Origin of the sequence: Anaerobiospirillum sp. NML120449, from assembly GCF_023051105.1 — a bacterium.
GTDB lineage: Bacteria > Pseudomonadota > Gammaproteobacteria > Enterobacterales > Succinivibrionaceae > Anaerobiospirillum.
Map to the genome: position 1 here is coordinate 247555 of NZ_JALKIL010000001.1, position 25807 is coordinate 273361.

Consider the following 25807-nt stretch of genomic DNA (forward strand, 5'->3'; position numbering starts at 1 on the left):
GAGAATCATTATGAAGCTTAAAAAACTTGCTGCCGCAGTAGTTGTCTCGGCATCCCTGTCACTCTCCTCCCCGCAAGCCAGTGCTGACGGTATTCCTACCCTAGACCTTTCGGCTATTGCACATATGGTTGATCAGCTTAACCAAATGAAGGCTCAGTATGCAATGCTTGAGTCTCAATACAAACAGCTTCAGGCTATGACTGAAAAACTCGAGGGCTATAGCGGTACCGGTGAAGACATAATGATGAATGTACTCGAGCAAGTATTTCCTGAAATTGCAGATGTAATATCTGATCTGGAAAACGGCCAATATCCTGACAGGATTGATGAAATATTCAAAGAAAAAGGCTTTGATAAAGCCTGCACTATCAATGGGTTTGCTGGTCCAGACAAAAGTTTATGTGAGCAGCATTATAAAACTATTGCAGCAACAAGATACCTTTTTGAGGAGAGCGCTAAAAATGCCAACAAGCAATCTTTAGAGCTCACGCGTCTTGCTGATGAAGTAAAGAATGCCAAAAGCGTGAAAGATGTCGCAGATTTACAAATACGCATCTCCGAGAAACAGGGACAAATTCAACTAGCTCAGTTTAAAGCTGATCAGTTAGCTCGCCAGATTGACGCAGAAAGAGAGGCAAGAGCAGAGCGTGTTGGTAATCAGCTGCGCGATGAGCTATTTCGTAGTTACAGGAATACAAACTAGGATCTGATATGGATGCATTTTCAAATTTTGGTGCAGAAATACAGCTGCTTATTTCTGATTACGGTTCTAAAGTAAGCTCATCGCTAATAGACTTACTGACTCCAGTAATTTCAACTGGCATTGTACTGTTTTTTACTGCACGAGGATTTCTTGTACTTAGTGGCAGAGCTCAGGGCACAATCCCTGATGTTATTGTTGATGCCGGAAAAATTAGCTTAATAGCTTTTTTCGCCCTTACAGGCGGTAATTACCTCTCATATGCTGTGAGTTCAATGCAGGGACTTGAGACCTTTCTGGCAAAAGTTTTAAGTGATGGAACAGAGACTAGCCCTTGGGGCGTTATTGATAAATTCTTCCAGCGAACATATGAATCATGGCAGGCAATGGAGGATTATACGTCCTCAAAGTATTCTGGATTTGACTACATTAGGCATGCTGATGTTACCCTCCCTTTATTGGGAGTTGCCGGAGCCTTTCTTGCTGCAGGTACAATTTTATGCATTGTTATAGCATTACTGCTGGTAATCGCTAATTTTTCATTTGCATTAATGGTTGGCTTTGGTCCGTTATTCATATGCATGTTAATGTTTCCAGTTACCCGTTCATGGTTTGATGGATGGTTTAGGACAACTATCAACACCCTTTTTGTCGGTATATTTGCTAATGCAATTGCTGTTTTATCGGACACTGTATTAAAGAGTTACACATCTAAAATATTTAGTCTTGTAACATCCGGTTCTAAAACAAGCGCCGGTCAAATTATTCAAGAAGTCCTTATCTTTATATGTATTATTATTGCTATTATCTACCTTGTAAAAAATGTAAATAATCTGGCAAGTTCGTTAACCGGTGGCTCTCAGCTTGCTGTTCCAAACGCGCGCGATTTCACTCAGGCTTCTAGAGATTTATCTAACATTTCTAAGAATCTGAGCAAAGGATTAGGAGGGGCAGTTGGCGCAGGCGGAAAGGTACTTGGTGCTACAGGCAGATCTATAGCTAAAAGAGGTACTAATGCAGACGGAGAGAAAGAGTGGCAGGCTGGATGGGCAACTAAAACTGCAGGATGGGCAGCAGGACATGTTGTAAATAGCATTTCAACGGGATTAGGGGGGCCTCAGTTGTTCCATAGAAATGCCAAATCCTCATCAGATTCCTCAAAAGATGAATCCAGCACAACCCCTTTGGCAACTAGTATTAACAGGGGCGGTACCGGTGGAGGTGCAGCTAATGACGAAAGCAGCTTTAACTCCAGTCCTTCGACGAGCTTACAAAATCACATACGAGGCAGCTGGGGACTTGGATCAAGTAATAAGAATGACAAAGCTTCATAGACTGGCTGACACCACAGCAAGATAAGCATCCATCCCCGCAAGCCATGACAAAACAGCATTTGCCGCTGCTGCTGGCTCAAGCTGCAGCGGTCAGTGCAAACATCAAAACGCTAACTTCAAACAGGAAATTTGATATGACCTCTTCAGATACAAGATTAGAAGACAAGGAAATTCAAACCCATAACGACCTCTGCTTGACTCGCTTCTTGGTTTCAAATTATGCCGATTTTAATAGATATGGTATGAACCAAAATGTTGTGTTTGGAGATATTGGTCTTGAATACAATTCTTTAGATAAGAACTTTTTTAAATATTTTAAAGATGAGCTTAAGACACATGACGTCTTTGGCGAGCCTGATTTGGCTACTCCATCATTTCATTTAGATGATGACATGATGCATATTGCTTTTTCGTTATCTACATTTGATGGTAAAGAGCATAAAGACTTCCTTAAAAGAGCCAATAATCTTATTGAACAGATGCCGGAGGAAGTAGATAAGTTCTGCCAGGCATATGGACATAATTCATTTAATCCTGATAACCCAAATGCTCCGGTTACTCCAGAAAGGCTTCAAGATGCAAGAAAAGGCTGGTTTTTTATTACTGAAGAATGCAGACAGATGGCCATGCTTGATACCCTTTTGGACAGATATGGCCAAAATTTTGTTCGTGCAGCAACAGAAGTAATGGACGGCCTTGATAACGATAAACCAATGCGCAATGAAGATTGCTCGCGTATCAGATCCATTGAGAACGTTGGTGAAATCTTTGCTGCAAAGGCAACTGAGGTCGAAAAACAGATAGACATTAGATATGCTGCTTTTAACGACATTCCTGCTCATGAAACTCAGGGGTTTGCCGATTTTAAAACAGATCCTGTTGCTGCTTTTGAACGCATTAACAAAACTGTAGGAGGTTCCAGCGAACTACTTGAAGTCTCCCTGAAAAATCTAACCAGTAAGAATGCTACAGAAGATGATAAAAAGTCTGTCAAGTACTTAGAGGACCTTTTATTATCATATGCTCGTCATGATGTTGACCGACCATCGGCAGAGCCTGGTCTGAAGAATAATGTAGATTTTGATTACCGTACTCTTCAGGTCTATGAAAATACTAAAGAGTTTCTGCAGGAAAGACGTCTGGAAAGAACTGCCGAAAAGGGCTCAGCCACTCAAGAGATTACTTCCTTCAGCGAATTAGCTAAATCAATTGCCAGCAGAGCTGATAATGCACAATCTGGAAAATCAGTATCATCAAAGCAAGAGTCCAAATTAGCAAGATAAGTCCAGGACTTGAAGTGCAGACAAAGCCACCTCCTCCCGCAGGCAGTGAAGAATACCTTCATTCATTTAAAGGAAGTTACCACTGCTGCAGCTGGCGCAGCTACAGAAGTCTGCTGCTGGACAGGATGGCAGGCGGGAAAGAATCGCCCGCAAGCCATAACGAGGCTATAGCCCTAAGATATATATAGAAGCTGCTACTACTTGAGAAGCAGCTTCTTCTGTATGAGTTAGAGGTTATTTATGAGACCTGTTTATTTTGATATTGACACTTTAAAAGAAAATAAGACGTTTCAAAATTTCGCTAAGGAGGCTTTGGACAACTCTCCAGAGCTTTCTTACTTAAAAGGATTAAAAGATACAGATACTTATAAGAGTTTTCCTGATGAAAAATTTCTCAATAAGTTAGGTGACGCTGCTGCTGGCTACATCGTCAATACTGAAGATGGTATTGAAACACTACCCTATGATCACTTTAGTATTCATAGAATAGAGAATATTGCTACATGGAGAGATTTAGAAGCAAAAAAACATCTCGGTCTTAATAATTATCAGGATCTTGTTGACAGATATCCTATAGATTTACCCTCTGTGCAAGCTGATGAGAGAGGAAGACAAATTGAGGCGGATACTTTAACGCCTAGCGGGTATTTGATTGATAAGGCAGTTGAAGACTGGATGAATATCACGAATCAACTGATTGTGGATGCTGCAAAGGGTCATTTCAAAGATATTTTTGGGGACTTTATTATATATCTCTCCGCAAAAAGTCCACCTCTAACTGAATTAACAGATAAGCGAGATGAGCATGGATTTCCAACTTACTATCGCGATAGGGTTGAAACAATGGGAGAGGCCGGCCTTCATCTTCCAATGAAGAGCATTTCTTCATTAAAACGTGAGCTTGTTTTAATGTTTGCTGAATGTGATGCAAATGTCGCTAAAATTACTGGAGAGTTTACTGACCCATACAAGCTTTTAGAGCCGGGCAAAACCAGGACAGATACCGATAATGTACTGGCAGAGGTTTTTGATAAGGCTGGAATTAGACCGACTGTAGTTGAAGATTTATCAAAGGGTACAAATGACTCTAAATCTTCTAAACCCCTAAATTCAAATAGTGGCAGAACCCGTACTTATCTTAAAGAGTGCTTTACTGCTTATTTTAAGGAGAATGCCGGGCTTTACAGGAATGAGGACAACAGGGAAAAGCATGACTCCAGGATTGCCAGTTTCAGTGACCTCGCGCAAGCTATTGTAGATAAGAAGTTTGGAGGGGCTGACAAGTCTGATGTGGTACAGCCAGCGTCAAGTAGAGAAAGGTAAAGACAGAGCGGTTATGTTTAACAGGTTTGGCTATGCTGGGAAGCCCCTGCTGAAAGAACATATGTATTGAGTGATTTTATATGTTTACATTAAATGATATTTACAATGATGATGCTCGTACCTGTATTAATGATTACGTTTCAAAAAGAATTGACATTGTTAAGAACTTCAGGAAGGAAGTCCTGGATTCTATCAACTGCGGGGCAAAGCCTTTTGCTTTTATTGATGTGCAGCACAACCATAAGTTAGCAGGACAAGATACTGTTTTAAAAGCAAACATGCGACGCGTGTCAACGATGGAGCGTTAATGTTTGCAGTTCAATATCTGGGATAGTTAGGTCAAGGGTGGTAATGCTCTGCATTTACCGCCCTTTTATTACATAATGCATATAGTAAATGTAAGGAGTTGTTTGTGCATTGGCAAATGCCTGACGACTCCTTTTATGTCTACGCTACCTGACATAACCAAAGATGTGATATCTGATACAAACCGGAGCAATCACGTAATTATATCAGCCGTTTAAAACTCAGAAACATTGATTAATAGTCGGTATATGAAATACAATAACAAGCATAAGGTTATTTTCTTTTCGTAAGCACGGTAATTAAAAATGAATAAACTACCACCAGAAACGCAGGAGGCTTTTGAGAAGCTTGCTGTGTACAACAAGGCCTTATTATTCTTAAGTTCATGCGCTCTTGAAAGAATTAAGAACGATCATGCTGCTTTCAAGATGTTTACAAGGTATGTGGCTGACACAGATGTAACAACGCTTCTTGCCGATTACAAAGAGGGTGTACTGAGTGAAGAAGAGTCGACAGAATTACGTAAATTACTGGCCGATTTTGAGATTGATATGAGAGCTCTTGATGCTAATGGTATTGTCTATTAATTCGACCAGTCTGAATTTTTTGGCATAAATTAGTGCAGAGCTAATAATGGCTCTGCTTTTTTACAACATGTATATACGTAATTAAGGAGCTTAAATTGATTAAGATGTTGATACCGTTTATTTTTCTGGCAGGTATTGCCGTAGCTGGTTGTTCAACTTCCCCTCCACCACCACCTCCTGAACCGGAGGGTGACAAGGTTGACATAAATCCGGTTGAATTCCAGCAGCAGTACAACAACTTTCTATGAGTATGACATATGGGTATTTTCACTAAAGGTCAAAAGAATATCGAAGAGGTCTCCTCCCCGCAGGCTTTACCTTCTGTCTCAGACAATGGAAGAGATATTATTAAAAGTGGTTACACATGGGAGACTTCACGACTTCATGAAGTTTACAAGTCAGAGCAGAGAGCATGGACTGTTGCCAAAGTGATGGGAGCAGGTTTCGTGCTGTCCTGTATCAGCATTATGTTGCTTATGCCTCTTAAGACTGTTGTCCCGTACGTTATTAAGGTAGACAACAGTACTGGCATGAGTGAGATCCTGAAAATCGCAAACAAGCGAGACATACCAGCCAGTGAAATGATGCATAAATACTGGCTTTCTCAATATGTTCTGGCAAGAGAAACATATGATTGGAGAACCCTGAATCAGGAATATACTAAAGTACGTGAACTGAGCCTGCCGAATGTGTTTCAACCATACAGTTCACAGTTTGGAACTCATGAGGACAGTATAGAGGTTCGTCTTAAAGACAACTATCGTATTCTTGTCAAGCTTAATTCTATCGTTATCAATTCTGACTCAATTGCTACTATACGTTTTGTTAAAACTGTCTTTAATAACAAAACTAATACTGAGGAGAGTTCTCAAACATGGACAGCAACTATCGGATTTGAGTACTTCCCTACATATGAAGTCAAAGAAGAGAATCGCCTGATTAATCCATTCGGATTTAAAGTTACTTCATACAGAGTTGACCCTGAAATAAGTGGAGTTAAGTAATGCTGAGACTAAATACTATTATTGCAGCCTGCTCCACTGTACTGGCTCTTTCTTCCCATTCAGCTGTTGCTCTACAGGTACCAGAGCGATCTGCACTGGACCATAGAATTCAGCACATAAAGTACTCTGATCAGAATGTTACCAGGATCAATGCAGCTAACGGCTTTATCACTACCGTTATCTTTGCCCCCGGAGAGAAAGTAGTTAACTACGGCTCTGGATACTCCACTGCATGGGAGTTTGCGACTGCTGAAAATCAGTTCTTTCTTAAGCCTAAAGATAAGGAGGGAACGACAAATCTTGTTATAGTCACTAACAAACGCATTTATAACTTCGATGTTTATCTGGTCAATGACAGCAAAAAGGCCACTTATAAACTTACTTTTAAATACCCGGAAGAAAATAAAAGCCTCTCTGAGCAGGAGATGAAGAAGAACAGATTGAAAGAGGCGCTGAAAAAGCCAGACCCTAATATTGATACCAACCCTCATCTTAAGAACTGCTATTACTCAATGAATTTTGGTACCACTAAAGGGTCAAGACATATTGCTCCTGTAATGGCTTTTGATGATGGCCTTTTTACCTATTTCAAATTTAAGCCTAATACCGATTTTCCTGCAGTGTACAGCGTCAGCTCTGATGGTGAAGCTCTGTTGAACAGCCATATTGAGAACAACACTCTAATTATTCACGGTGTGTACCCTGAGTATCGTTTTCGAGCTGGTGCCGATGTTGTGGGCGTCTATAACGAGCACTTCGATAAAGGTCTGGTTCACACATCTACAAGGCATGACAGCACTGTTGAAACTAACAGCACTGTAAACGGCGTTTCAAGGACAATCGTGGAATAACTTATATGAGTGATGTTAATAAGGATCAGGAGGCTGCCAGCTCCAAGTCCAATGGGGTGCCTTCTGTAGCTGGCCGTCCAAAGGCTGCCAGGGGATTGAAATTGGTTTTGATCTGTGTTGCTTTACTTCTCCTGGTCGCGGTTATCGCCTGGGCTACCCATATGAAAGGCTGGTGGGGCACTACCTCGATTGAGGAGGCTGCAGAGAAAAATTCTGACGCCAACACTGCAGGTCTAACTGCAACTAATAGTTTGACCCGTGTTAATGTCAAGGACATTCATCCAGATCCGGAACCGGAGCCAAAACCAGAGCCTGCTGAAACAGCACAGCAGGCTACAGCCAAAAAGGAGCTGCCAATGCCATTGCCAATGCCTGCTCCTGAAACAGCCAATATTGGCCCTGATGGTAAACCAATACCAACACTTGAAGAGCTTAAGTTTGCAGCACCAATGATGGGTACTATAGATTCTGCTGAAGCTGCTGTAAGGCCTGCTGGTGGATACCCTGGAGCTGCCTCAGCTGTTCCTCCTGTTCCAGCGGTACCAGGTGCCGGAGCATTACCGGCTCCTGCAACACCTTCATTGAGCTCAATGATGGACTCTGTATCAACCCCTTCCAAGACAGCCAGACTGATCAAAAACCAGAGCCTGACTCTTTCTAAAGGAACTGTTATTGAATGTATTCTGGAGACCAGAGTAGATACTACAGTTCCAGGTATGACCACCTGTGTTGTACCACGCAATATTTACTCAATGGATGGAAGAACACTTCTCATTGAAAAGGGTACTAAAGCGATAGGTGAATATCAGGGCGCTGTACAGAACGGTCTTGCCCGTATTTTTATGTTGTGGACTGAGTTACGTACCCCTAAAGGTGTTTCAATAGCAATTAACTCCCCTACAACAGATAATCTTGGCGGAGCTGGTATGGGTGGTGCTGTAGATTTTCACTGGTGGGAACGATTCGGCAATGCCCTTCTGTTTTCTATGGTGTCGGATGGTTTCCAGTATGTAGTTAATACAGCTAATCGCAATAGTAACAATGGTGATGTAACATACAACAATACCACTGATGGAATTGATGAAATTATTAAAGAGGCGATGGCTCAAAGTGGCAATATTCCTCCTACCTTGATTAAAAACCAGGGAGAAAGAGTAGCCATTTTTGTCGCTCGTGATCTTAATTTCTCAAACGTTTACAACCTCTCTCTTTCAGATAAGTAGCAGCTCTGTCTTTCCTGCTCATCTGAAATATCATTTTCTTAAGGATTATATATGTCCCGTGTTATGACCAAAGAATCAATTAACCAGAAGATTGTAGCTCTCAAGGAAAAGGAAGCTCGCTTCCGCGCTCGTGCTGATGAGATTGCCAAACAGATTGTGCAACTCAACAACAAGCTTAATGACGTTGATGCAAAGCGTATTTATGATGCCCTCAAGAACTCAGATAAAAGTGTCGAAGAGGTACTGAATTTTATGGGAGTACCATTAGATTATGACTCTGAGTTTAACGAGGACGCAGAGGGCGAGGAGGGTGATAACGAACATGAATAAGCCCGCAATCGAACTCCCAGGCTCTCCAGCGGCAGCCAAACGTACTGCCGTTGATTACATGCTTGCGCCTCTGCATGAATTTTTTAACGATCCGTCCATTACAGAAATCTGCATTAATGAACCTTATATCGTCTTTGTGGAGAAGAGTGGTCGTTGGGAGCAGCATCGCGTAGATGCTCTGAGCTACGACTTTCTTAAACGTATGGGTGTGGCTGTTGCCACTTATGCCAACACCATGTTCAGCGATGCGTCACCAGTTGTATCTGCTGTTCTTCCAAATGGTGAACGTTCACAGTTTGTTATGCCTCCTGCCTGTAAGGATGACACTGTATCAGTAACAATCAGAAAGCCAGGTAAGACTGTCAGAGCTATGGATGACTATATTTCTGGCAGCTTCTTTGATCATATTGTTCCTGTTCAGGAGATGAATGATGTAGACGCCAACCTCTGCAACATGTATCACCAGGCAATGATTTGCAACGACCCTGAGGAAAAGGCCAGATTAAGGGCCAATTTCCTTATCAAATCAGTTGAAATGGGTAAGAACATCGTTATTGCAGGTGAGACTGGTTCAGGTAAGACCACCTTCATGAAGGCTCTTATGCAGGCTATCCCAGTTGAAGAACGCATTATTACTATCGAAGATGTTCCTGAACTCATGTGGGGCCTGCCTAACCACAAGAACCAGGTAAACCTGTTATACCCGTCAGAAGCAACAGAGAGCAGCACCATTACTGCTGCTTCCCTTATGAGGTCCTGTCTGCGTATGAAGCCAGACCGTATTCTGCTTGCAGAGTTACGTGGCGGTGAGACGTTTGACTTTCTGAATGTGTGCCTCTCAGGCCATGGCGGAACAATTACCAGCTGTCATGCCGGTACGTGTAAAGGAGTGTTTGATTATCTTGGACTCAAGGTAATGCAGTCTCCGGTGGGACAGTCTTTACCATTTGATGTCATTATGAAGCTTCTGTCGGATGTTCTTGACATTGTTGTATGTATTCATAATGACAAGAAGAACGGGCGAGGACGCCATATTACAGAGCTCTTCTTTAATACTTACGAGCAATTAAATAAGAAGCAGCGTACCTAGTAATTCAACTTACCCGCTACAATCTGACCTGGCGTATCAATGCGTCAGGTCGAGGCGGCGGGCTGAGCTGTCTTCTACTAAATATACAACAGGAGATATTATGCTAGATGACAATAAATATGGTTATATTCATGTAAGAGATCCTCTCTCGCCAGAGAAAGGTGGTTTTTTGGAAGCTTTAATGGAAGGCTACAAGCCTTTTAAACTTAATAAACGGTTTGAACGCTATTGTGAGCAAGTTGGTTTTTCAGGAGCTGAAGATCTTGGCTTAGATCAGGATATACGTAAGATTAATGTCTCTAATAAATATAAATTCGAATTCCCTGTTGCTGATTACAGCGATGGGAGGACCAGAGATTTACGTGTAATAGCATACGATATTGCCATGCAACGCGGACTAGATCTTAAATATGGTAATAATTTTGAAGATAGAGCAGCCGCAATAATGAATAAGGACTTCAGGGTCGCGCATGCAATTACTAGAAATTTAACCACGAGACCTGGATTAAGGCGCGAAGAAGATTTCTTTTTAATTTCTCTTGATGAGTTACAAGATAAATCATTAAGCAAAGTTCTCGACCATTTTGGCAGAGAGTATGCCTCTGCAAAGAATGCCATGCCTGTCTTTAATGATGATAAATATGCTCCAGTATTTGAAAGAACTGAAAAACTTCTTAACCACTTTGAGATAAAGTTACATCATTCTATTTTAAAAGATAAACACCCTGGCTCGAAGGCTATTACTATCGACAGAGATGAAGTGTTATACAGGGCACGGTACCGTGAATATAAGGCTCTTTGTGACTCTGGGCATGACATTATGTACGTAACGTTCTATAAAACCAACCCTTATGGTAAAAGCAATGTAAACATGCCTTATCCAATAAATTTTCGTTCAACAGATGATTATTTAAAAGCCTGCTCACATTTAGTGGGGGATCGTGCTCTAAGATCAAGCTTAGAAAAAAATAATAACAACCCCCTTATCAAGATAAACAAAGATGAACTTGCCTCCTTACAGGAGACTAGATGGAAAGATGTCGCAATTTATGCCGCAGGCCTCATGATTGCCGCACAGGCTGGTATTCCCTTATCAAGAATGGATCGCCGAAGATTTCATGAGTTCAGGATAGATACTGACAATAGCAACTATAACTATACAAGAGATCAGCTTGGACTAAAGAGCGCTTTCGATGTTGCTGCCAGGGTTGCGAATGCTGTAAGGGATATTGACCTTACAAAAGATCAGCACACTGAGCCACTTAATAAAGGTCTATGGGATTTCTATAAACAGGACCATGAGAACCTGGCTATTCAAAGGCATACGCCCACATTGGCTTTCGTTGACTCCGTGCTGGATAAGCTCCAAGGAGTGAAATCTGAGGATGTTCTTAAAACAATTGACAACCTTGTACAGACACGTGTTGCTGCTGTTGCTGAAAATAAGAAGGACGCAATAGATATTGTGTATACGAGTCAAGACCTGAGAAATGACCTTGCCCAGGCTACAGGAAGAAAGATTGATTATAACTTTTATAAAGATGTATCTAACCTATCCGATGCTCTTAGAGAACAAAACAATTCTTCAAACACCAGGGAAAGATAACTTGCGTGTATCTTGACCTCTCTCCCCGCCTGCCGTGATTACCTCTTCTGGCATCTTATTCTTAATCAAAATTAAGACAGCATGCGGAGGTGGCGAGCAGCTACTGCTGGCATAAGATTAAGGCAGCCATTGTACGATGACAAACAGGTTAAAGGATATGTTATGAATGATTACGTTTCTGAGCTGAACATGCCTGTTCATGTAGAGGAACCTCTCTCACCAGAGAAAGGTGGTTTTTTGAAAGCTTTAATTCACGACTACATACCTAGTACAGATAATGAACGAATTAAAAACTATTGTCGGCATTATGGTGTTACAAGTATTGACGATCTTGGCTTAAACCCGGATATACCTAAGATTAATGTATGTACTGGAATGAAAGTCGATTTCCCTGTTGCTGATTACAGCGATGGGAAGACCAGAGATTTACGTGTAATACCATTCGAGATTGCCTGTCAACGCGGAATGATCGGACAACACTCCATCTTGCGTCTTAAAAATAAAGCAGCCAAAGTAATGAATAAGGACATCAGGGTCGCGAATGAATTTACTGACTGGTTCATGACGGATAGATTAGGACGCGAAGAAAATCTCTTTTTAGTTTCCCTTGATGAGATAGAAGATAAATCATTAAGCAAAGTACTTGACCATTTTGGCAGAGAGTATGCCTCTGCAAAGAATGCCATGCCTGTCTTTAATGATGATAAATACGCCCCAGTATTTGAAAGAACTGAAAAACTTCTTAACCACTTTAATATACAATTAGAGCATTCTATTTTAAAAGATAATCCCCCTTTCAGGGGTTTTAATGGATTTGAAACAGACGCGGTATCCGAGGCTCGGTATGATCAATACAAGGCTCTTTCTGACTCTGGGCATGACATTATGTACAGTGCTTTCTATAGTCCAAAGACTTCCTACTTGCCTTATCTAAAGGCTGTAAAAATGCCTTATCCAATTAATTTTAGTTCAACAGATGATTATTTAAAAGCCTGCTCACATTTAGTGGCCGATCATGTAGTGGCCGATCATGTTCTAGGATCAAGCTTAGAAAAAAACAATAACAAACCCCTTGTCAAGATAAACAAAGATGAACTTGCCTCCTTACAAGAGACTAGATGGAAAGATGTCGCAATTTATGCTGCAGGCCTCATGATTGCCGCACAGGCAGGTATTCCCTTAACAAAACGTGACCGCGCAAGATTTCATGAGTTTAGGATAGAAACTGACAATAACAGCGAAAACTATAAAAGAGATCAGCTTCGACTAAAGAGCGCTTTCGATGTTGCTGCCAAGGTTGCGAATGCAGTAAGAGATATTGACCTTACAAAAGATAAGCACACTGAGCCACTTAATAAAGGTCTATGGGATTTCTATAAAAAGGACCATGAGAACCTGGCTATTCAAAGGCATACGCCCACATTGGCCTTCGTTGACTCCGTGCTGGATAAGCTTCAAGATGTGAAATATGTGGATGCTCTTAAGACACGAGTGAATCCTGAGGAAGTTTTTAAGACAATTGACAACCTTGTACAGACACGTCTTGCTGCTGTTGCTGAAAATAAGAAGGACGCAATAGATATTGTTTATACGAGTAAAGACCTGAGAAAAGACCTTGCCCAGGCTACAGGAAGACAGATTGATTATAAATTTTATAAAGATATCTCTAAGCTAACCATTGCTCTTAGAGACCAAAACTATTCTTCAAACACCAGGGAAAGATAACTTGCGTGTATCTTGACCTCTCTCCCCGCCTGCCGTTATTACCTCTTCTAGCATCTTATTCTTAATCAAAATTAAGACAGCAAGCGGAGGGCAAGTAGCCGCTGGATGGGCCGAAGCGCTCCTTAACGTTGTCATGAGGCTGCCAGTCACCACAGGTGGCCAGCAGCTGCTGCTGGCACAAGATTAAGGCAGCCATTGTACGATGACAAACAGGTTAAAGGATATGTTATGAATGATTACGTTTCTGAGCTGAACAGGCCTGTTCATGTAGAGGAACCTCTCTCACCAGAGAAAGGTGGTTTTCTGAAAGCTTACATGCAGAATTACAGTTATTTAGGGCATTCAGCAAATTATATTACTGGATATAATCCACCTATATTTGATCTCGGGCTTAAACGAGAGTTACCTAAAATTAATGTCGTAAATCAAGAACATGTCATGTACCCCCTGGCTGATTATAGCGATGGCAGTACCAGGGACCTGCGTGTAATACCATTTGTTATGGTTAAAGAGCGTAATCTGGAGTTTAAAGATGAAAAAAAGCTTATCTCTAAAATCGGTGAGTTATTATTAGAAGAACCAAGAACACACAAAGATATTATCAACGAGAGTGGATCGTCCGTATTTTTAGTATCACTTGATGAAATCAAAGATAAATCATTACGGACTGTACTTGATCATTTCGGCAGGGAAGCCGCCTATGAAAATAAAGCCATGGCTGTCTTCGATGATGACAAATATGCTCCTGCGTTTGAAAAAATAGAAAAACTACTTAACCACTTTGGTATAAAATTAGAACATTCTTTTATAAACGATAAAGACCCTTATAAAGACAAAGATGAAAAGAGCTGGTCTGCTGACCATCGCGAGCCTTTAACATCAGGACATGCAAACCTTTATAAGAAGTTTCATGATAGCAACTTTCCTGATAATAAGACTGTAAAGATGCCTTATCCTATTAATTTCCGCTCAGAAAATGATTATTTAAAAGCCTGCGCGCATTTAATAGGGGACTGCATTTTTGAGTCAAGTTTAAAACAGGCTGCCAAGGAATTAGATAAGTCAGAGAGTAAACTGCTGTTTGTTAACAGCAGCCCTCTGCAACAACCTCCTGAGCAGCCTCTTATTAAGATAAGCAAACATGAACTTTCCTCTTTAAAAGATAATCAATGGAGGAATATGGCATGTGATATTGCAGGCACCATGATTGCTGCACAGGCTGGCGTACCGGTGACACAGAATGATATAAAGCGATTCAGTGTTGCCAGAATAGAGATGGATGAGAGTGGCAGAGACTATAAAAGCGATCAGCTCGGAGTAAAGCGGGCCTTTGACGTGGCTGCCCGGGTAGCGAAGCTGGTAAGAGATATTGACCTTGCAAAAGATCAGCAGACTGAACCACTTAATAAAGGTCTATGGGATTTCTATAAACAGGACCATGAGAACCTGGTTATTCAGATGCACACTCCTTCGATGAGCTTTATTGACTCCGTCCTGGATAAGGTACAAGGCACTAAGTCTGAGGATATTCTTAAAACAGTCGACAGCCTGGTACAGACACGTGTTGCAGCCATTGCTGAAAATAAGGACAAGGTCACTGATACTGTTAATAACAGTAACAATTTAAGAGAAGACCTCAGTACAGCTGCAAAAAGCAGCCTGGATTTATATGAACATTTCGACCTTCAACCTGTAAGGTTAGTCGATATGCTTAAAGAACCTGATAATTCTTCAAAGTCCAGGGAAAGATAACTGGAGAGTGACATGAATAAAAAGAAAGCTGGCCAGGCTGTCTTTATTGTGGCAGCTGTTGCGTTACTATGGGCAGGCTTGACTTACGGATCTGGACTCCTGTTTTTTAAACTCAATAAAATGCCCCTTAATTATGTCGGCCTGATGACAATCTGGGACTATTTTGCTGTTTATAAAAACCATCCTCATAAGTTCTTAAGAGTATCTGTACAAATATGTGCTTTTGCTCCTTATATCATTGCCCTTATAGCCGGAGGAGTAATTGTGTTTACAAATCAGAAGAAAAAGACACTTCACGGTGACGCCAGGTTTGCAACACTGGCCGAGGTCAGGCAGGCGGGCCTTATCGACCCTCCTAAGGGTCTTGAAAAGACCATCCTGGTAGGTAAATTTCAGAACCATTATCTAACCTATGGCGGCTTCCAGTTCGTAATGCTCGCTGCTCCTACACGATCTGGCAAGGGTGTTGGTGTTGTAATTCCTAATTGCCTTAATTACTCAGACAGCCTGGTAGTGCTCGATATTAAGCTGGAAAACTTTGATATTACAGCCGGATACAGAGCAAAACATGGACAGGAGGTCTACCTGTTCTCCCCGTTTGATACCAACGGAAGAACTCACAGGTATAACCCTCTTGCCTATATCAGCGATGACCCTGCTTCACGAATGGGCGATATTGATGCTATTGCTGCAGCCTTCTACTCAGGAGGTGATGAGAAAGACAAGTTCTGGAACGAGCAGGCCAAGGACCTCTTCCGAGGACTGTGCCTTCTGGTATTGGAGACGCCAGATCTCCCAAACACCATTGGCGAGATCCTTAGACAGGCAAGCGGAAAGGGAAAGCCATTTAAGGAGCATATTGAGGGCATGCTTGCTGCTGCTAAAGAAAAGGGATTTAGCTATTCATCAGGCTGCAGGGACTCTCTGGGCCGTATTCTTGGCAATTCTGAGAACACTCTGTCCAGCATTGTTGCAACCTTTAATACACCTTTGCTTATTTTCCAGAATCCGAGAGTGGACCAGGCAACATCAGCTAATGATTTTGACCTGAGAGATGTCAGAAGAAAACGAATGTCAATTTATCTTGGCGTTACCCCTGACAAATTAAAGGATGCTGCAGTTTTAATTAACCTTTTCTTTGACCAGCTGCTTAACCTTAACACCCGTGTCCTGCCGCAGCAGGACAAAAGCCTGAAGTACCAGTGCCTTATGATCATGGATGAGTTTACCGCTATAGGTAAGGTCAACATGATTCAACAGGCAATTTCATACCAGGCCGGTTATAACATGCGCGTACTTACCATTATCCAGAACAAGTCTCAGCTGGAAGATAAGTATGGAAAGTCTGGAGCCATTACTTTAATGGCTAACCATGCTCTCATGATTATGTACGCACCTTCGCCTGTTGTTCAGTCTGATGCTAACGAGTACTCAGAGATGCTTGGCTATGAGACATTTATCAGTAAGAACAAATCACATTCATACAGTGGTATTGGCGGTAACGGATCACGCTCTGTAAGCGAGAGTGAACAGAAAAGAGCACTTATGCTCCCGCAGGAAATTAAGGAGCTCGGTCAGTGGCGTGAGATTGTTTCAATGGAGAATTGCAAGCCAATCCTCTGCGACAAGATCAAGTACTTTGAAGATCCGGTATTTACTGAAAGAATTAACTGGGAAGCCCCTGAGATACCGGTTCATGATGTAAACGAATTTATTAAGAAGTTTGGTCTTGGAGGGGGCTCTGATACCTCCAAAAATGACATAGATGTCGAAGCCCTTATGAATGATATGGTTGCCAAGTATGAGGAGCAGGATCGTGAGATTTATCATGACCTTTTTGTTAAGCCGATACTTGAAAAGCAATCACAGCAAGATCTTGAGCTTATGAACAAGTTTAATCAGGAGGAGACTATTAAGTCTGAACCTGAATCGAGTGAGTCCGATGATCTTGCAGCTGCTGCCTCCGCCCTCCCGGCTGCTGCTGAAACAAAGTCCGAAGCCGCTCCGGCATCGGGTACTGATAACGATACAGGGGCCCAGGCTGCTGCTGAAACAGAGTCCGAGGCCGCTCCGGCATCGGGTTCTGATAACGATACAGAGTCCCTGGCTGCTGCTGAAACAGAGTCCGAAGCCCCTGCAGCATCGGGTACTGATAACGATACAGAGGCCCTGGCTGCTGCTGAAACAGAGTCCACAACTGCTCCAGCATCGGATGGCGCTACAGGGGCTAATATAAAGGAAAAGGTAAAAAAACCTCTTATGGACCTTGATAACTCAGATGAAGAAAAGCACAGTTTTTCTAAGAACTTCATCTTTGTTGATGACACAAATGACTAGGTCTAATATACTGGCTTGTAATCATTTATCCCGGTTACATGGCATCTTAAACAATTATCTTTAAGGAGAGCTTTATGTCTGATAACCTTGAAAATGTAGAGAACTATAGAATTATTATTTTTAATAAACCTGAGCATAAAAACATTACACCCAAGTCAGGAGATAATGCTGGCAAGCAAGTTGGCCTGCTGACCTTCAGGGGCTTTCATCCTGAATATGTTGAAAACTCTGATCAGAAGTTTGTCTCTACCTGGTATCAGATTAACTGCTTCAATGAAAACTCTTTCCCGCTTGCTGAAATACTAGCTGATGGAATGGCTGTATCTGTGTCAGGAAAGGTTAAAGAGGACAGTTACACCACCAGTGATGGAGAGGTTAAAAAGTCTTTAACTATCAATGCAAAGAAGATACTGCTTGATCTGCTGCAGCCCGGTATTAAAGGTATTACCTTTGAGAAAGCTCAAAAAGACAATACATACATGAAAAATAAGTAGAGAGTACACATATGAAAAGGGTCAAACACATCTTTGCATCTATAACCGCAGTCGCGCTTTTTTCAGCTCCAGGTGCTGCTTTTTCAGCTAATCCAGGCATTATGTCGGATCGAAATAATGAGTGCGCAATCTATCTTTGCCTTCCACAAGGGTTTCCTGGCCCATCCTGCAAAAAGCCTCATGAGCTGTTTCTGGAGCGAACTACTAAGGCAGACAGCCGCGGAGCTATTATTTATACTCCGCTTCCTCATATAAGCTACTGTCAGGAAAAGATTCCTGATGATCTCGCGCAGAAAGTAGATCAGGCTCAAAATTCAACTGTAAGCTACGAAACAGCTTTTGAAGTACATATGCCTGCTTTTAATAAATGTACAAGATGGTCTGCTAAGAATGAGGTCACGGAAGTCTCATATTGCCAGGCTGTAGCAACAACTCCAGCTCGTGTCTTTGAAAGTAAAGAAAAGCGCCATCCATACGAGACTATTGAGGTCGGCGATAAACAATATACTAAACACTTAGCGCCTACACGCATTTATGTTGATGTTCTTGTCGATGGTGAAATTGTAGGCAAGAGATATATTAAATAAAGGGTGATCAAGGTGAGACTTTTCATTGCTGAGAAGCCTTCTGTTGCCAGATGTATTATTGATGCTCTGGGGCTTAGGTCCAAGGAGAAAGGCTATTATATTGCGCTTAATGGTGACCGGGTCACATGGTGTTTTGGCCATATGCTGGAGCTGGCTGAGCCGGATCACTACCTTGGCTCAAGCGTCCCGGTTAACAGTAAGAATAAAAAGATATGGCGCTACGAAGATTTACCCGTCTTTCCTCAAAGATGGGTAAATATCCCTAAAAGCGACAAAGCTGCACGCAGTCAGCTTACAACGATAGGCAAGCTGATTAAAGCATGCTCAGTTGTCGTCAACTGTGGGGACCCTGACCGTGAGGGACAGCTGCTTGTTGATGAAATACTCGAACACTTCAAATACAAAAAGCCTGCTCTTCGTTATCTTTCAAGTGCTCAGGATATGGCTTCTGTCAGGAAGGCTCTTTCGTCTTTAAAGCCGAACAAACACTATGAGGGAATGGCCAATGCTGCAAGAGCAAGGCAGCGGGCCGACTGGCTTATAGGCATGAATCTTTCCAGAGCTTTTACCCTCTCGGCCGCTAATGAACTTGTCAGTATAGGAAGAGTACAGACTCCTACATTAAACCTTGTTGCTGCTCGTGATAAGGAAATAAGGAGCTTTGTCTCTAACACATTCTTTAAAATTAAGGCTCAGCTGGAATATGACGGTATTAAGTTTATGGCTGACCTTGATTTGGATGGACTGGGCGTTCTGGATAAATCAGGCTACCTCACTAATGGGCACTCTGCTCAGGCTCTGCTTGATAACCTTAATAAGTGTAAAGAAATCAGGGTTACTGAAGTAAAGGAGGATAAGACCGAGCTTCAACACCCTCTTTCGTTATCATTGGCCGATATCCAGAAGTATGCGGCTGATAAGTTTGGCTTCTCGGCTTCGAAAACACTTGAGGTTTGTCAGTCATTGTATGAGACACACAGACTTACAACTTACCCAAGGTCTGACTGCTCTTACCTTCCTGAAGCTCAGCATAAAGAGGCTCCTGATGTTTTAAAAGCCCTTTTCCAGGTAAACCCGGACCTTTCAGATCTGATCTTAAAAGCCAACCCGGATATCAAGTCCCGTACCTGGAATGACAGCAAAATTACCGCTCACCATGGAATTATTCCTACAACTCAGGTTTTAGATAAATCAAGACTCAGCGAGGACGAGCATAAGATATACTCTTACATAGTAAGAGTTTACCTTGCTCAGTTTTTTATCAAGCCTGTGGTATCAACAACAGACATTAAAATGGCTGCAGGCCCTCTTGTTCTTAAAGCTTCTGGCTCAGTACTGCTGAGAAGTGGTTACAAGCAGGTACTTAATCAAGGCTCCACACATAACACTCAACGTCTTCCCGCATGCCGTAAGGGTGATACAGTGGAGCTGGTAACTGCCACTATCAACAAAGACAGAACGCGTCCTCCTGCTGCTTATAATGAGGGTAGCCTTATTAAAGCAATGGAGAATATTTCAAGTACCGTCTCTCATCCTGACCATAAGAAATATCTTAAAGACGGGGATGGTATTGGTACGTCTGCAACCAGGGCCGAAATTATTGAGGAGCTTAAACGTAAGGGCTACTTGAAAGTTGAACGCAAGGTCTTAAAAATAACTGATAAAGCACTGAAGTTTCTCACACACCTTCCAGATATCATAAAGAACCCGGTTCTTACGGCAATATATGAGTGCAATTTCAGTGAAATTGAAAAAGGAAAAATGAGTATATCTGACTTTGAAAATAAGGTTGTCAGGCCTTTTGTAGTCAAGCAGGTTAATCTTGCTAAAGGCACTAAAATTAAATGATTATCCTTTAATTACGTCTTAAGGGTGGAGGGTTTATTTGCTCTCTGCCCTTTTTAATACCATAGTTCTCACAAAGCCATAGTGGAAACTCACAGCTGAGCAAGCAAAACATTTCTCCCGGCCTGCCATAATAAGCGTCTTCGCTAAATCATCCGGGAAGTCCGCAGCTGCTGGTGCAGAACACAGCGCATGATTGAAAACAAAGGAGCTTTGATATGCTTATTTCCAAAGATGACTATATATGGTTAGAAGATGGTCTTTGTCCTCCAACAATTAAGTTCCATATAGATAATGCAACTTTTCTTGTAGATACGCTAGGACGCTATGAATTAGATAATGAGGGCAATTTGGCACTCGAACTTCCTGTTGTATTACCAGTAGTTGAAAACTTTATCAGCTGCTTGCCATGCGACCCAATGATTTATGATGATCCTGAATCCAGATTTTTACATGTCGAGTTACCATTAGCCAGCTTTAACAATGTGCTGGACACTAATGGTGAGCTTAAGATAAGAGACCCTCTTCATCCGGAGAATGGTGGCTATTTAGAAGTCTTCAAAGCGTGCAGGTGTCACAACGGAAAAGCAGATGACTGGAGCCCAAGGTTTGATGTCAATATCGCTAAACCATACATGTCAATTACGCCAACTGATATCAATAAGGACAATAATCATTACAAAGCTGCTTTTGATAAGCTGGAAAACTGGCTTAATCACTTAAATGTAGAGTTAATTCTTAACGATAGTGAAAGGCACGAACGTTACCCTTCACCGTACTTTCACTCACACAGTGAGTTTGGGGTATCTCCAAAATCTGACAACCAAAAACACTACGTCTCTTTCCCCACTATGGATATGTTTAAATCTGAAAACGACTTCCTAAGAGCAGGGGCTATTGTTTGCGCACAATTTACTATTAACAAAGTTTTTCACGGCAGTAAGGACAAAGATCTGAAATTTATCAATAAATTAGAGGTAGTTAAACACAATTCATTTCCCCGCAACATTAAAGGAAAAACAATTGATAGCAGAGCTCATAATTTAGTGATGGCATCCTCCGCAATGATGATCACAGCCCAGCTCGGTGTTACTTTAGATAAAACTGATTTAGCACATTTTTCTAATTGGGACAGAAAGCTTGTATTTGATACAACTGAGAACAGGGACAATCTAAAGAGCATTATCAAAGATTCAGTGGACAGCTACCTGTATCAGAGCAGACTAATAAAGGAAGAAGATTACAACTCGTTAATAGAACTTTCATCTCGAATTCCCGCATATCTAAAGAATCTGGATGTTGATAAAAACATAGCCTCCTCCAAAAACGAAGCAAGCCTCTGGGAAAAGTTCTGTGAATCTCGGAGCAATAATCAAATACAAGACAGAAGCATTACATCAAATGATGATAGTTTTAGAGCAAAACTCAATGATTTAGCAAAAGCAATTACAGCCAAAAAGTCTTCTGCAGCATTAGATACACCATCGTCAAAAGCAGCAAAAAGCGTAACTATGGAAAGATAGTAAGCCGCAGCAATATGCCTCCCCGTATATCGCTGCCGAACCATAAAATATAGTGATAGGAGAATTGATGTGCAGATTTCAAAAGCTGATTATACATGGGAAGAAATAACTGCCAGGTCCCCAATAATAAATGTTCATGCCGGAAGGAACAAATTTAAAATTGACTTAGCTAACACATATTTCGGTATAACTAACGACGGATGCTTGATGGTTAAAGAATATGGTATTCCTATTAGAGGAGGGGCCTATTTGTTTGCAGGCGACAGTCTGACCTTGGGTACAGGAGATGACTTACCTGGACGGGAATTTAAATTTTCGTTGGCATGTTTAGATAAAGTTCTCAACAGGAACAATGGCGAGCTGCTGATAAAAGACCCTCTTAATCCAGAGAACGGTGGTTATCTGGAGCTTTTTAAGGAGTATAAGCATCATAATGGCGCAAAGGATGACTGGACTCCTAAATTTGTTAATTACCTTACTCGTGATATTAAGCAACCTAATGCTCTGAATACAAACGAAGTAAGAGCAGAGCTTGAGCCTGCTTTTAACAAGCTTGAAAAATGGCTGGATCACCTGAATATCAAGTTAGATTTTACAGATAATTATTCCGACCCTACTATAAGGCTTCAATTTCAGCCATTAAATTCCAGACTGGACTTTGGCTTTAATGAATACGATGGCAGTAATTTTGTTATCCCCTCACCAAAATACTTTAAATCTGAAAATGACTTTTTAAGAGCTGGGGCAATTATCTGTGCCCAGGTCGCCACAAGAGAGCTTTTCCATGGCGGAGGTGATCCTGACGCCTTTAAATTTATGAACGAGCTGGGTTTCGTTAAATGCAAAGAATTAACAGACTCTCGTAATAAATGGAGCTCTGAAGCTTATACCGATAGAGCCAGTAACTTAGTTATGGCATCTTCCGCAATGATGATCACAGCTCAGCTTGGCGTTACTTTAGATAAGAAAGATTTGTCAATATTTTCAAATTGGGACCGCAAGTTTGTCTTTGATACAAGAGCAAATCGGAAAAACCTGCAAATTAAACCTTTTAAACCAAAAGACAGAATTCTTTCTGTCATGGAAAGATTGATATCAGAAAAAGACTATGACACTCTTATAGAACTTTCCTCCCGAATACCTGTTTATCTTAAGAACATAGACTTAAATAAGGCCATAAGTTCTTCGGCCAATAGACCTGGCCTGTGGGACCAGTTCTGTGAATCCTGGAATACACAAGCACGTGCCAATAGGGATACCATTGCTGTTCAAAACAGCATTGATGATAAGTTCCGTGACTTAGCAAAAGCAATTACAGCCAAAAAGTCTTCTGCAGCATTAGATACACCTTCGTCAAAAGCAGCAAAAAGCGTAACTATGGAAAGGTAATACGTCAGGAGAGTTTATGAGCACAAAGGAAATCCGGGATTTTGAGCGTGCTCAGAAGAGACTGGAAAAAGCACTTGAAGCTCATTTCGAGCACAACTATGAAGACGACCCGCTTTTTAAGCCAATCAAAAAAGCCAGACTGCAAAAGCAAAGCGGTGGCGTTTACCTGCATCTCACAGGTTCTAAAAAGGCAGGCGGGAGAAAGGTATCTTCGGCAGGAACCAGGGCTTCCTCGTTCAGGCGAACACCTGCTTACAGCAAGGGCTCCGGCCTGAGCAAGGTATCCAAATTTGAGGGCGTTGTGCACAACACGCCAGAAGCAGTAATTAAGTTCGACAAACCAAGCCGTGGCATCAAGACAGGCAGACACCTCAAACAGGCGGCCTTGTACATTGCCCGCAATGGGCTGGTAGATGTCGAAAACAACGATGGTTGGGAGCTCGACAAGGAGGTGATGGAAGCCATGGTTGAGGGCTGGGAAAGTGCTGATGGTTTGCCAGCAGACAAAGATGACCCGAGATACACAGACAAGCTTCCAGCTGCGGCCAGGCGCATGATTCTTTCAGCCCCTCCTGGTACTGACCACAAGGCACTGACGAACACTGCCCGGCAGTTCGGGCATGAGTTTTTTGCAGTCAACGGATTTCATTATGTCTTCGTGCTCCATGCGAAAACTGATGCTACTCCCAATGAGCCGGATCACCCGCATGTTCACTTCCTGATCAGAGCAGTGAGCGACGAAGGGAAAAGATTAGACGTGCGTAAAGACGATTTTCGGCTAATGCGGGAGCGTTACGCCGCGATTGCCAGAGAGAACGGCATTGAGCTGAATGCCACGAGGCGCATCGAACGCATGAAGTACGGAAGAGGCAAATCAAGCGAGCGTATTCACCTTGAAAGACGAACCGGCCAGATAACACGCCAGGCTCCGCCAACAGCCATACAAAAGGCCATGGTTGATGCTGCTGAGCAGCGAATGAAAGAGGTCAGTGACGCCGCCAGCGATCTGGTGAGGACAATCGACGCCCTGGAGCAAAGTGGCCAGCAGGTGCCCGTACCTCCTTCCCGCCTGCCCCTTAGCAAACGGACCATAGCCAGATACAAAGCGGCACAAGCTCGTGCACGTGCAGCGCGTGTATGCAGGAGTTGAATGGCAGACAAAACCACCTCTTCCCGCAGGCAGTGAAGTTTACCTTCATTCATTTAAAGAAAGTTATTGGTGCCGCAGCTGCTGGCTGCAGCAACAATTATAGTTTCCCCAGGAGTTTGTCTATGAAATTTGACTATCTTGCTTTAAAGCATAATGTTGAAAGGGAGTTAATAAACAGCATTTCCTCCCACAATCAGCCCTATGCACACGGATATTCTGATAATGTTACTAAACCAAGGCAAGGATACCTTGATGCGTTTACAGGATTACTCTGCTCTGTGGCAAATGAAGAGCTTGATGTATTAAGCAAATACATGGAAGATAAGACAGATAAGAGGCTGATAAGAATAAACCAGCTTGATTCTGTTAGAGGCACTTTAAGAGTGGATTTTGATATCAGTTCCGATATCATAATGCTGTCAGGCAGAGATGGGAGTCAGGATGCTTTTATAAGCATGGACTTCCTGCAGAGCTCGGTAATTGGTAAACACCAGGATAAAGTACCAGAGGATATAAAAGCTTTAAAAGATATGAAGTTTGAAAATGGGATTACAGCTGTTCTTGCTAACGATATAACTCTACTGGATATGCGGTGGCAAATTACAGGTGAAGATCCAAAGCCAGAACATATTAAAAGCATTGCTAATAAATTACTTGCTATCCCCAGGCAAAGTATTACCAAAATTCTTAACAATTCCTGTAATATAGCCTCTGATATGGCAAAAGTTATAACAGGCAAAGATCTAAATAAAAACGCAGATAAGTCAGCTGTTGCGGTTAGAATTGCAATGAAAATGTTGGAAAAATAGCAATAATAACCGGTTAATATATTTAATCTTTGAAGTATTTGCTGTGCCTGAATCCAGGTCTTTAGTTGACGTTTTTACTATATAACCACATGACCCTTGTTTGAGATTATTTATTAAAATGAGATATAAGTCACATGAGACGCTTGTCATTTGTTTTATTCTTTGATACTATTATCCTAACAGTTCAGCAGATGTCCTGCTGAACACAACGACGTAATTATGAGGAAGAATTATTATGGATAAAATGACTATTGATGAATTCCTTGATGAGTATGAGGCAGTCACAACCGCAGAGGAAATACTGGCAGCCCAAGCGTTGAAGAGACTGAAAGACGAACCATCCTTAATTCCTGAATTTGAAGCCGTCTCAGACTTCGGAAAAGGAGTAGTACTCAGGAATAATTTGATTCCTAAATTTGAGAATAATGAGCTTGATTGTCTCACCAAAATACAAATGCTCGACAGCTTGGCCAAATTTGAAGCCTATATGCGAGTAAAGACGACAGTCTCATAATTTTTTTTTTTACGCAGACATTACTTGTAATGTCTGCTTTTGCTG

23 protein-coding genes are annotated in these 25807 nt (G+C 41.8%); all 23 read left to right on the forward strand.

Annotated elements, in window-relative coordinates; translation table 11 throughout:
- Nucleotides 1–10 precede the first annotated feature (10 nt).
- The 23 genes from MXE41_RS00615 to MXE41_RS00725 all read left to right on the forward strand — a co-directional run bounded on the left by MXE41_RS00615 (nucleotide 11) and on the right by MXE41_RS00725 (nucleotide 25762).
- Complete coding sequence (locus MXE41_RS00615) at nucleotides 11–703, forward strand: type IV secretion system protein (RefSeq protein ID WP_247099004.1); 693 nt, start codon at nucleotides 11–13, stop codon at nucleotides 701–703.
- Nucleotides 704–711: 8 nt separating this feature from the next.
- Nucleotides 712–2034: a type IV secretion system protein gene (locus MXE41_RS00620; RefSeq protein ID WP_247099005.1), complete on the forward strand. Its 1323-nt coding sequence runs from the start codon at nucleotides 712–714 to the stop codon at nucleotides 2032–2034.
- A 44-nt stretch (nucleotides 2035–2078) separates the two neighbouring features.
- Entirely contained in the window at nucleotides 2079–3317 is a 1239-nt protein-coding gene (locus MXE41_RS00625; protein ID WP_247099006.1) for a hypothetical protein, read from the forward strand.
- Between the two features lie 240 nt (nucleotides 3318–3557).
- Nucleotides 3558–4640 (forward strand): hypothetical protein, encoded by a 1083-nt coding sequence (locus MXE41_RS00630; RefSeq protein WP_247099007.1) that lies wholly within the window; start codon nucleotides 3558–3560, stop codon nucleotides 4638–4640.
- 80 nt (nucleotides 4641–4720) lie between these two features.
- Complete coding sequence (locus tag MXE41_RS00635) at nucleotides 4721–4948, forward strand: hypothetical protein (protein WP_247099008.1); 228 nt, start codon at nucleotides 4721–4723, stop codon at nucleotides 4946–4948.
- Nucleotides 4949–5251: 303 nt separating this feature from the next.
- On the forward strand, nucleotides 5252–5533 hold the full coding sequence (locus MXE41_RS00640) for a hypothetical protein (protein ID WP_247099009.1): 282 nt from the start codon (nucleotides 5252–5254) through the stop codon (nucleotides 5531–5533).
- Nucleotides 5534–5790: 257 nt separating this feature from the next.
- A complete protein-coding gene (locus MXE41_RS00645) occupies nucleotides 5791–6537 on the forward strand; it encodes a VirB8/TrbF family protein (RefSeq protein WP_247074087.1) in 747 nt (248 codons plus the stop codon).
- Nucleotides 6537–7388 (forward strand): P-type conjugative transfer protein VirB9, encoded by an 852-nt coding sequence (gene virB9 / locus MXE41_RS00650; protein WP_247099010.1) that lies wholly within the window; start codon nucleotides 6537–6539, stop codon nucleotides 7386–7388. Before MXE41_RS00645 ends, virB9 begins: the two co-directional genes overlap by 1 nt.
- Nucleotides 7389–7393: 5 nt before the next feature.
- The gene (virB10, locus tag MXE41_RS00655; RefSeq protein WP_247074082.1) at nucleotides 7394–8611 is read left to right on the forward strand and encodes a type IV secretion system protein VirB10; all 1218 of its coding nucleotides are present in this window, start codon (nucleotides 7394–7396) and stop codon (nucleotides 8609–8611) included.
- A 51-nt stretch (nucleotides 8612–8662) separates the two neighbouring features.
- Nucleotides 8663–8941: a hypothetical protein gene (locus MXE41_RS00660; RefSeq protein ID WP_247099011.1), complete on the forward strand. Its 279-nt coding sequence runs from the start codon at nucleotides 8663–8665 to the stop codon at nucleotides 8939–8941.
- Nucleotides 8934–10031 (forward strand): P-type DNA transfer ATPase VirB11, encoded by a 1098-nt coding sequence (virB11, locus tag MXE41_RS00665; RefSeq protein ID WP_247074078.1) that lies wholly within the window; start codon nucleotides 8934–8936, stop codon nucleotides 10029–10031. The genes MXE41_RS00660 and virB11 overlap by 8 nt, the downstream gene beginning before the upstream one ends.
- A gap of 100 nt (nucleotides 10032–10131) precedes the next feature.
- Nucleotides 10132–11637, forward strand: a complete 1506-nt coding sequence (locus tag MXE41_RS00670; RefSeq protein ID WP_247099012.1) for a hypothetical protein — start codon at nucleotides 10132–10134, stop codon at nucleotides 11635–11637.
- A 162-nt stretch (nucleotides 11638–11799) separates the two neighbouring features.
- Nucleotides 11800–13362 carry a hypothetical protein gene (locus tag MXE41_RS00675; protein ID WP_247099013.1) on the forward strand — a complete coding sequence of 521 codons (1563 nt, stop codon included), beginning with the start codon at nucleotides 11800–11802 and terminating at the stop codon, nucleotides 13360–13362.
- 228 nt (nucleotides 13363–13590) lie between these two features.
- Nucleotides 13591–15114: a hypothetical protein gene (locus MXE41_RS00680; protein ID WP_247099014.1), complete on the forward strand. Its 1524-nt coding sequence runs from the start codon at nucleotides 13591–13593 to the stop codon at nucleotides 15112–15114.
- 264 nt (nucleotides 15115–15378) lie between these two features.
- Nucleotides 15379–17451, forward strand: coding sequence for a type IV secretory system conjugative DNA transfer family protein (locus tag MXE41_RS00685; RefSeq protein ID WP_247099015.1), 2073 nt, complete (start codon nucleotides 15379–15381; stop codon nucleotides 17449–17451).
- A gap of 74 nt (nucleotides 17452–17525) precedes the next feature.
- The gene (locus MXE41_RS00690; RefSeq protein ID WP_247099016.1) at nucleotides 17526–17945 is read left to right on the forward strand and encodes a single-stranded DNA-binding protein; all 420 of its coding nucleotides are present in this window, start codon (nucleotides 17526–17528) and stop codon (nucleotides 17943–17945) included.
- Nucleotides 17946–17956: 11 nt separating this feature from the next.
- Complete coding sequence (locus tag MXE41_RS00695; RefSeq protein WP_247099017.1) at nucleotides 17957–18532, forward strand: hypothetical protein; 576 nt, start codon at nucleotides 17957–17959, stop codon at nucleotides 18530–18532.
- A gap of 12 nt (nucleotides 18533–18544) precedes the next feature.
- Complete coding sequence (locus MXE41_RS00700) at nucleotides 18545–20380, forward strand: DNA topoisomerase 3 (RefSeq protein ID WP_247099018.1); 1836 nt, start codon at nucleotides 18545–18547, stop codon at nucleotides 20378–20380.
- 215 nt (nucleotides 20381–20595) lie between these two features.
- Nucleotides 20596–21900: a hypothetical protein gene (locus MXE41_RS00705; RefSeq protein ID WP_247099019.1), complete on the forward strand. Its 1305-nt coding sequence runs from the start codon at nucleotides 20596–20598 to the stop codon at nucleotides 21898–21900.
- Nucleotides 21901–21969: 69 nt separating this feature from the next.
- Nucleotides 21970–23289, forward strand: coding sequence for a hypothetical protein (locus MXE41_RS00710; RefSeq protein ID WP_247099020.1), 1320 nt, complete (start codon nucleotides 21970–21972; stop codon nucleotides 23287–23289).
- 16 nt (nucleotides 23290–23305) lie between these two features.
- Nucleotides 23306–24439 carry a relaxase/mobilization nuclease domain-containing protein gene (locus MXE41_RS00715; RefSeq protein WP_247099021.1) on the forward strand — a complete coding sequence of 378 codons (1134 nt, stop codon included), beginning with the start codon at nucleotides 23306–23308 and terminating at the stop codon, nucleotides 24437–24439.
- A gap of 122 nt (nucleotides 24440–24561) precedes the next feature.
- A complete protein-coding gene (locus tag MXE41_RS00720; protein ID WP_247099022.1) occupies nucleotides 24562–25248 on the forward strand; it encodes a hypothetical protein in 687 nt (228 codons plus the stop codon).
- Between the two features lie 235 nt (nucleotides 25249–25483).
- Entirely contained in the window at nucleotides 25484–25762 is a 279-nt protein-coding gene (locus tag MXE41_RS00725; protein ID WP_247099023.1) for a hypothetical protein, read from the forward strand.
- Nucleotides 25763–25807: the final 45 nt, after the last annotated feature.

What these genes read in the sequence shown, in the direction of transcription:
- MXE41_RS00615 (WP_247099004.1), top strand. Translation starts at nt 11, where the DNA reads ATGAAGCTTAAAAAACTTGCTGCCGCAGTAGTTGTCTCGGCATCCCTG.
- MXE41_RS00620 (WP_247099005.1), top strand. Translation starts at nt 712, where the DNA reads ATGGATGCATTTTCAAATTTTGGTGCAGAAATACAGCTGCTTATTTCT.
- MXE41_RS00625 (WP_247099006.1), top strand. Translation starts at nt 2,079, where the DNA reads ATGACAAAACAGCATTTGCCGCTGCTGCTGGCTCAAGCTGCAGCGGTC.
- MXE41_RS00630 (WP_247099007.1), top strand. Translation starts at nt 3,558, where the DNA reads ATGAGACCTGTTTATTTTGATATTGACACTTTAAAAGAAAATAAGACG.
- MXE41_RS00635 (WP_247099008.1), top strand. Translation starts at nt 4,721, where the DNA reads ATGTTTACATTAAATGATATTTACAATGATGATGCTCGTACCTGTATT.
- MXE41_RS00640 (WP_247099009.1), top strand. Translation starts at nt 5,252, where the DNA reads ATGAATAAACTACCACCAGAAACGCAGGAGGCTTTTGAGAAGCTTGCT.
- MXE41_RS00645 (WP_247074087.1), top strand. Translation starts at nt 5,791, where the DNA reads ATGGGTATTTTCACTAAAGGTCAAAAGAATATCGAAGAGGTCTCCTCC.
- virB9 (WP_247099010.1), top strand. Translation starts at nt 6,537, where the DNA reads ATGCTGAGACTAAATACTATTATTGCAGCCTGCTCCACTGTACTGGCT.
- virB10 (WP_247074082.1), top strand. Translation starts at nt 7,394, where the DNA reads ATGAGTGATGTTAATAAGGATCAGGAGGCTGCCAGCTCCAAGTCCAAT.
- MXE41_RS00660 (WP_247099011.1), top strand. Translation starts at nt 8,663, where the DNA reads ATGTCCCGTGTTATGACCAAAGAATCAATTAACCAGAAGATTGTAGCT.
- virB11 (WP_247074078.1), top strand. Translation starts at nt 8,934, where the DNA reads ATGAATAAGCCCGCAATCGAACTCCCAGGCTCTCCAGCGGCAGCCAAA.
- MXE41_RS00670 (WP_247099012.1), top strand. Translation starts at nt 10,132, where the DNA reads ATGCTAGATGACAATAAATATGGTTATATTCATGTAAGAGATCCTCTC.
- MXE41_RS00675 (WP_247099013.1), top strand. Translation starts at nt 11,800, where the DNA reads ATGAATGATTACGTTTCTGAGCTGAACATGCCTGTTCATGTAGAGGAA.
- MXE41_RS00680 (WP_247099014.1), top strand. Translation starts at nt 13,591, where the DNA reads ATGAATGATTACGTTTCTGAGCTGAACAGGCCTGTTCATGTAGAGGAA.
- MXE41_RS00690 (WP_247099016.1), top strand. Translation starts at nt 17,526, where the DNA reads ATGTCTGATAACCTTGAAAATGTAGAGAACTATAGAATTATTATTTTT.
- MXE41_RS00695 (WP_247099017.1), top strand. Translation starts at nt 17,957, where the DNA reads ATGAAAAGGGTCAAACACATCTTTGCATCTATAACCGCAGTCGCGCTT.
- MXE41_RS00705 (WP_247099019.1), top strand. Translation starts at nt 20,596, where the DNA reads ATGCTTATTTCCAAAGATGACTATATATGGTTAGAAGATGGTCTTTGT.
- MXE41_RS00715 (WP_247099021.1), top strand. Translation starts at nt 23,306, where the DNA reads ATGAGCACAAAGGAAATCCGGGATTTTGAGCGTGCTCAGAAGAGACTG.
- MXE41_RS00720 (WP_247099022.1), top strand. Translation starts at nt 24,562, where the DNA reads ATGAAATTTGACTATCTTGCTTTAAAGCATAATGTTGAAAGGGAGTTA.
- MXE41_RS00725 (WP_247099023.1), top strand. Translation starts at nt 25,484, where the DNA reads ATGGATAAAATGACTATTGATGAATTCCTTGATGAGTATGAGGCAGTC.